Raw genomic sequence first — 6,511 nt, forward strand, 5'->3', positions numbered from 1 at the left:
CATGTGTGTGGCTCACACCTTTCTTGATTGGTTGAGGCATTGACGGCAGCACACGCCTTGGGCGTGTCTGGAGGGCGTCGGAAAAGCCGCCGGCGGAGGTCAGCGGTCTTTCCGAGGACCTCCATATGCCGGGAGACCCGGCCCTTGGGGAGGGGTACGGGTCTCCCGGGACGGGAGGGGTAATATCTGCTGTTACGCCAGGGGCACCGCGCCGGCGTCGGTGATGAGCTGGGCGGCGTCGGCGGAGGTGGCGTAGTCGATGAAGGACTGGGCCGCTTCGCTCAGCTCGCCCTCTTCGGGGACGATGAAGTTGAAGTTGCGCTGGATGGCGTAGCTGCCGTCCAGGACGGTCTCCTCGGTGGCCTCCACGCCGTCCACGGTAATGGCCTTGACGGTGTCGTCCACGGCGGAGAGGGAGGCGTAGCCGATGGCGTTGGGGTTGGAGGCCACGTTGGCGATGACCTCGCCGGTGGAGGTCAGCTCGTTCTGGTACTTGCAGGCATCCTCGGTGCCGGTGATGGACTCGAAGCCGTCCCGGGTGCCGGAGCCGGCCTCACGGCCGATGGGGACGATCTGGCCCTCGCTGCCGCCCAGCTCGGACCAGTTGGCAATCTCGCCGGTAAAGATCTGGGCGATCTGCTCCACGCTCAGATCAGCCACGGGGTTCTGGGGGTTGACAATGATGGCAATGCCGTCCTTGGCCACGGTGATGGCGGTTACGCCGGTCTCGCTGTCCTTCAGATCACGGCTGGCCAGACCGATGTCGGCGGTGCCGTCCAGGGCGGCGGTGATGCCGGCGGAGGAGCCGGTGCCGTTGTAGTTGACGGTGACGCCGGGGTTGTTCTCCTGATAGGATTCGATCAGCACGCCCATGACCTTTTCCATAGAGGTGGAGCCGTCGGTGTTGACCACGCCGGAGGCGCTGTCGGAGCAGCCGGCCAGCAGGCCCAGGCACAGCATACCGCTCAGGGCAAGAGAGAGGATCTTCTTCATGTTCATTCGATCTCCATTTCTTTTCATTTCATCTTGTGTATCGGCATTGCGCGATGTCCTCCCAGAGGACGTACATAGTATAGCCTGGGGATTGTAAAGTCGTCCTCCAAGGGATTGTAAAGTGTATGTAAAGTGCGGTGAAATTGTAAAAACTTTCCGAAGTGAGAGAAAAAATGCCCGATCCACGGAATATCAGCCGTGGATCGGGCCTCATTTGTTCGCGGAGAAGCTTACAGCCCCAGCCAGACGCGCAGGGCGTTCAGGTCGTCGGCGATGTAGTCGGCGGGGAAGGGCGCGAAGGCCTCCCGGCCGGTGGTGCCGTTGAGCACCGCGCAGAAGTGGGCGCCGGCCCGCTGGGCGGCCTCGGCGTCGATGACGGTATCCCCGCAGTAGAGGACCTGGTCCGGGGCGAGGCCCAGACCGGCGATGGTCTTGCACAGTCCCTCCGGGTCGGGCTTTTGCTTTTGCACCATCTCGCTGCCGGTGACGGCGGTGAGCAGCTCCAGCAGGTTCCGTTTTTGCAGCACCCGGCACAGGGTATCCGCCCGCTTGGTGCTGACGATGGCGGCGGGGATGCCGGCGGCCTTCAGGGCCCGCAGCAGGTCCTCCGCCCCGGGGAACAGCTTGGTCACCTCGATCTGCATGGGGACGGCCACCTGGGAAAAGTGGCCGCGGAATTCCTTCCGCCGGTCCGGGTCCCCGTCGCCGGAGAGCAGGGTATAGGCGTCCTCCAGGGGCAGGCCGATGGTGGCGCGCACGGCGTCGGCCCGGGGCTCGGGATGTCCCATCACGGCAAAGCCGTGCCGGAAGCCGGCCACGATGGCCTCCGAGGCGTCGGCCAGGGTAAAGTCAAAGTCAAACAGGACCGCACGATAGTCCATGGATCAAACCTCCTTTTTCTTCCCCTTGAGGATAGCACATCCCGCCCCGCCGCGCAAGCGCCTCCCCGGTCAGTCGTCGGCCTGGGTGAGAAAAGCCTCCGCGCCGTAGCGCAGGCAGCGCCGCAGCCGGTTCACCCCCCGGCGGATGGTCCGGGAGACGGTGGAGGGATGGACCCCCAGCTTCCGGCTGATCTGGGCCATGGTCATCCCCTCAGCGTAGTAAAGGAGCAGGACGCGGCGCTGCTTTTCGGTCACGTCGCTGCGCAGCGCCCGCACCAGGTTGCGCTTGACCCGGTTGAGCTGGTCGGTGTTGTCGGCGCTCATGGCCCGGGCGTAGACCGCCAGATCGGCGGCGTAGACGCTCCCCTTTCTATAGTTTATATCTGGCACTGCGGTGATACCCCCTTTCGTAGTAATGTCCCGTAAGGACCGCCAGATCTCTGGCCTCCCGCCACATGGTGCGCAGCATACGGATGCGCCCGTAGAGCAGCAGCCGCTGGTCCTTCTCCTCCGTCTCTTCCATACAAGACTCCAAAAGCGTGATCCGCTCCCGGAGCGCCTGGGCGTGGGCCCGGTATTCCGTTGATAATTCCATCAGGGTCATGTTTTTTCCTGTGCGCCTCCTGCACCGTTTTGATCGTCCTGCCCCTCCCCCCACAGGGGCGCCGGACTGCCCGCAAAAAAATCAAAATTTTTTTCGAAAACCTATTGACAGATTCCCTCCCTTCTGCTAAAATAAGCGTCGTTGTGGACGAGCTGATTTGCTGGTGTAGCTCAGTTGGTAGAGCAGTTGATTTGTAATCAACCGGTCGGGGGTTCGAGTCCGTCCACCAGCTCCACCGTCCTTTCGGAGCTGACAAGTTCATATGGAGGAGTTCCCGAGTGGCCAAAGGGGGCAGACTGTAAATCTGTTGCGTTAGCTTCGGTGGTTCGAATCCACCCTCCTCCACCAAAAATGTCTCGCCAATCGGCGGGGCATTTTTATTTTTCCTGTCCCGGAAAAAGGCCGGCAGCCCGCCGCGGGACGCGGTTGGATGGAGATAGAACGCTTGTTCTACCCTGCCTGTTTAGGATACCACGCAATGGAGCCGGCGTCAAGAGGGATACGGTGTCCTTTTTTCTTAGAAGTCCCATAAAGTGGACAGAAAGGAGCGTTTTTATGCTGGAAGATGATTATATGGTCCGTCAGACCGACGCCTTGTCCAATACCATCGCCCGGCTGGTGCTGGGCAAGACCGATACGGGCTATACCCCCACCGGCCGGACGGAGGACGCCGCCGCCGACGGGCTTTGGTTCCGGCTGGACCAGCTGGTCAAGGCGGGGGCGTTCAACGAGGTGGAGGATCTGCTCTACGAGGAGACCGACGAGGATGACCTGCGCTTTCTGGCGGTGGCGGTGGATTTCTACGCGCACCTCAATCAGCGCACCGACCGGGAGCTGGAGGCCGGCGGCTTTACCCGGGAGGAGGTGGGCGACGGTCTGCGGGACATGGCCCGCCGCTTCGGCGTGGAGCTGGCTCTCTGAACACAAAGCAAAAGACCGATCCCCTGGGCGGGGACCGGTCTTTTTGCGTTTTTTACTGGGAGATCCACACCAGTTGCTTTTCGCTCACAAAGTTGGGTACGCTGTACAGCACCAGCGCCTGATCGATGTCGTTGTCCTGGATGTACTGGCTCACCGAGCCCTTATAGTACCGGGGGTCCACCAGGTGGATCTCGGAGAAATGGGCGGTGAGGAAGGGGATCAGGGAGTCGGTGTAGGAGTCGCGGACGATGAGGAGCTTGGGGGCGTCGGTGTGGGAGGTGGTCACCACACCCAGAGCCTGGTTGCCGCCCAAGAAGAAGGAGTACTTGTCCTTGACGTCCAGATAGCTGTAATCGTAGAGGGCCCGGGGCTCCTCCACCGGGTTGCCCTTCTGGTCGTAGGTGTGGGAGACCACGGAGACGCCGGTGTCGGGGACGTAGATGTCGATCTGGTCGGGCTGCACCCAGCGCACACCGGAGGAGGAGAACACCGTGCCGTAGAACTGGGTGGAGACGGTGGTTTTCTCATAGTCGGACAGGGGGACCGGGGTGATGCCCATGGCCTCCATAAGGGCGGTATAGCCGTAGTAGGCCCCCAGGCTGGTCCAGTGGTGGTCGGTGCGGTAGTAGAGGTCCTCGTCCTTGTGGGCCATCAGCACGCTGTACAGGTCCACCTGCTGGGCGCTGGGCACGGCGGAAGCAGCCTGGTCGATCACGTCCTTCTGGCTGGCGTTGGGGGCACCCTCGGGCAGACGGTCGGCCCACACCTCGGCGGCGCCGGGGATGAGGCCAAAGTAAAAGGGCACGTCGGTCTTTTGAGCCAGCTGCTCCACGTAGCCCAGGTTGGTGGCCACCTGCTGGGCGTCGGGGGTGTCAAAGCGGGTAATCAGGGTATCCTGATCGCAGAAATACACGCCGTTGTTTTCCTGCTTGCCCATGAGGGCCTCCAGGCGGGCCTTGGCGCCCACCCAGGCGTCCCGACCCACGAACTGGTCGGTGGTGTAGGTCTCAAAGTCCTTCATAAATGCACCGCTGGCCAGGCTTTTCAGGGTCAGCTCAGGCCGCTGGGCCAGGGTGCGGTTTTCCAGCTCGGAAAATTCCTGATCGGGCGTCAGGGCGTTGGCCGCCAGAAATACGGCCAGGAAGGAACAAAAGAGCGCGGTGATAAAAATGGCGTATTTTTTGCTCATGATCGAAACGGACCTCCTTTGTCAGAAACGGAAGTAGAGGAAGGGGTTATAGGTAGCGTCCACCAGGTAGGAAGTACACAGCAGCAATCCGCCCAACAGGAGCACCGGCAGAGCCACGCGGAGCACCACCGGCTTTTTCTCCTCCAGCCGCTGCCACAGCCCGTTCCACAAGGGCACGCAGGCCAGAATGGCCAGAACCAGGGTGGGCAGGTAGGAGCGGAAATAGTAGCCAAAGGAGGCGTTCATGGCGCCGCCGCCGGCAAAGCCGAACATGGCCGCCAGATAGCCCCGCATCTGGCCGAAATCCTCCACGGCGAAGATGGCCCAGCTGACCAGCACCACAAAGACGGTGTAGAGGTGCTGTACAAACGAGGGCAGCTTTTCCAGCCAGCGCAGGAGGAAGAATTTTTCGGCGATGATGAGCACGGCGAAATAGAGGCCCCAGAAGAGGAAGTTCCAGCTGGCCCCGTGCCAGATGCCGGTCAGCGCCCACACCACCAGCAGATTGACCAGGTGCCGGCCCTTGGATACCCGGTTGCCGCCCAGGGGGATATAGACGTAGTCGCGGAACCAGTTGCCAAGGGAGATGTGCCACCGCCGCCAGAATTCGGTGACCGATTTGGAGATATAGGGGTAGTTGAAATTGCGCATGAACGAAAAGCCCAGCATCCGGCCCATGCCCACAGCCATGTCGGAATAGCCGGAGAAGTCGAAGTAGAGCTGGAGGGAAAAGGCCAGGATGCCCAGCCAGGCGCCGGCGGTGGTGAGCTCCGCCACCGGCGTGGCCTTGTAGACGTCCCACAGCATCCCCAGGTTGTTGGCCAGCAGGACCTTTTTGGCCATGCCGATCACAAAGACCTGCACGCCGGAGGCGAAGCCCTCGGCGCTGTGGGTGCGCTTTTCCAGCTGCTTGTCCAGGTCCTTATACTGGATGATGGGGCCGGCGATGAGCTGGGGGAAGAGGGTCACGAAGGTACCGAAGGTGATGGGGTTGCGCTGGCAGTGTCCGTCGCCCCGGTAGACGTCCACGGTGTAGCTCATGGTCTGGAAGGTGTAGAAGGAGATGCCGATGGGCAGCTCCAGGCCCAGCTTGGGCATAAAGGTAAGGCCCACCGCCTCCAGAGAGCCGGCGATGAAATCCCAGTACTTGAAGAAGAACAGGATGGCCAGATTGATGACCACCGACGCGGCCACGGCCATACGGGCCCCTTTGTCGTCGTCCCGCCGTTTGTACCGGTCCACCACCAGGCCCAGCAGGTAGTTGATGGTGATGGAGGCCAGCATCACGAAGAGGTAGACCGGCTCTCCCCAGCCGTAAAAGACCAGGCTGACGATGAAGAGGGGGATATTGCGCCACTTGAGGGGGGTGATATAGTAGAGGATCAGGACAATGGGGAAATAGAGAAACAAGAAGTAGATGGTGGAAAAGATCAAAAAGCGTCACCTGCGTTCCGTGCGGTATTACCGCCTGGATACAGGCGGCCATTGCATTATATCAAATCAGCTTTACTTTGCATAGCTGTCAAAGATGGAAACGGCGTCGTCGGCGTATTCGCTCACGGCAAAGAGGATATAGTTGCCGCTGGTCACCAGCTTGTAGTTCTGGACCAGGCCGTACTGCTCGGGCAGGTAGGTGCTCCACTGGGCGTCCATGTCGGCCTGGCGGTCCTCCACGGCGGCCTTGACGGCATCCATCTTGCCGTCCTTCACCTGGGCGATGAAGAACTCGGTGGCCTGGGTGTTCATCATGGGCATTTTGCAGACATACTCCACCAGGTCGGCGCTGTCAATGCCGTAGATGGCCTTCAGGGTGTCGGCGTCCAGGTCAATCATACTGGCGGGCAGATCCAGGGCGGAGATGTCTTTCCAGACTGACTGGACCACGGAGGTCTGGGGTTTCTCGGTGGGCGCAGGGGTGGGGGA

8 protein-coding genes and 2 tRNA genes are annotated in these 6,511 nt (G+C 61.4%); 3 read left to right on the forward strand and 7 right to left on the reverse strand.

All coding sequences use genetic code 11. The features are described 5' to 3' along the window. Positions 1–192 precede the first annotated feature (192 nt). From H7U37_RS09490 to H7U37_RS09505, 4 genes are all read right to left on the reverse strand, one after another. On the reverse strand, positions 193–993 hold the full coding sequence (locus H7U37_RS09490; RefSeq protein WP_204875413.1) for a phosphate ABC transporter substrate-binding protein: 801 nt from the start codon (positions 991–993) through the stop codon (positions 193–195). A 230-nt stretch (positions 994–1,223) separates the two neighbouring features. Next, on the reverse strand, positions 1,224–1,874 hold the full coding sequence (locus H7U37_RS09495; protein ID WP_204875406.1) for an HAD family hydrolase: 651 nt from the start codon (positions 1,872–1,874) through the stop codon (positions 1,224–1,226). Between the two features lie 69 nt (positions 1,875–1,943). Beyond that, the gene (locus H7U37_RS09500) at positions 1,944–2,264 is read right to left on the reverse strand and encodes a sigma-70 family RNA polymerase sigma factor (protein ID WP_338049815.1); all 321 of its coding nucleotides are present in this window, start codon (positions 2,262–2,264) and stop codon (positions 1,944–1,946) included. Continuing rightward, positions 2,245–2,469 carry a hypothetical protein gene (locus H7U37_RS09505; protein ID WP_243414289.1) on the reverse strand — a complete coding sequence of 75 codons (225 nt, stop codon included), beginning with the start codon at positions 2,467–2,469 and terminating at the stop codon, positions 2,245–2,247. The genes H7U37_RS09500 and H7U37_RS09505 overlap by 20 nt, the downstream gene beginning before the upstream one ends. 168 nt (positions 2,470–2,637) lie before the next feature. Between H7U37_RS09505 and H7U37_RS09510 the strand changes: the two genes are divergently transcribed. The 3 genes from H7U37_RS09510 to H7U37_RS09520 all read left to right on the forward strand — a co-directional run bounded on the left by H7U37_RS09510 (position 2,638) and on the right by H7U37_RS09520 (position 3,399). Beyond that, positions 2,638–2,713, forward strand: a tRNA-Thr gene (locus H7U37_RS09510). 29 nt (positions 2,714–2,742) lie between these two features. Next, positions 2,743–2,826: transfer RNA gene (locus tag H7U37_RS09515), tRNA-Tyr, on the forward strand. 207 nt (positions 2,827–3,033) lie between these two features. After that, a complete protein-coding gene (locus H7U37_RS09520; protein WP_204875408.1) occupies positions 3,034–3,399 on the forward strand; it encodes a DUF6483 family protein in 366 nt (121 codons plus the stop codon). A gap of 52 nt (positions 3,400–3,451) precedes the next feature. Here H7U37_RS09520 and H7U37_RS09525 read toward each other — a convergent pair whose 3' ends face one another. The 3 genes from H7U37_RS09525 to H7U37_RS09535 all read right to left on the reverse strand — a co-directional run. Beyond that, positions 3,452–4,588, reverse strand: a complete 1,137-nt coding sequence (locus H7U37_RS09525; RefSeq protein WP_204875409.1) for a DHHW family protein — start codon at positions 4,586–4,588, stop codon at positions 3,452–3,454. Between the two features lie 21 nt (positions 4,589–4,609). Further along, complete coding sequence (locus H7U37_RS09530) at positions 4,610–6,022, reverse strand: MBOAT family O-acyltransferase (protein WP_204875410.1); 1,413 nt, start codon at positions 6,020–6,022, stop codon at positions 4,610–4,612. A gap of 72 nt (positions 6,023–6,094) precedes the next feature. Beyond that, positions 6,095–6,511 (reverse strand): DUF4358 domain-containing protein (locus H7U37_RS09535; protein WP_204875411.1); only part of this gene is annotated, 417 nt, incomplete at its 5' end.

Origin of the sequence: Pseudoflavonifractor phocaeensis, from assembly GCF_016901735.1 — a bacterium.
In the GTDB taxonomy this organism is placed as follows: Bacteria; Bacillota; Clostridia; order Oscillospirales; family Oscillospiraceae; genus Pseudoflavonifractor_A.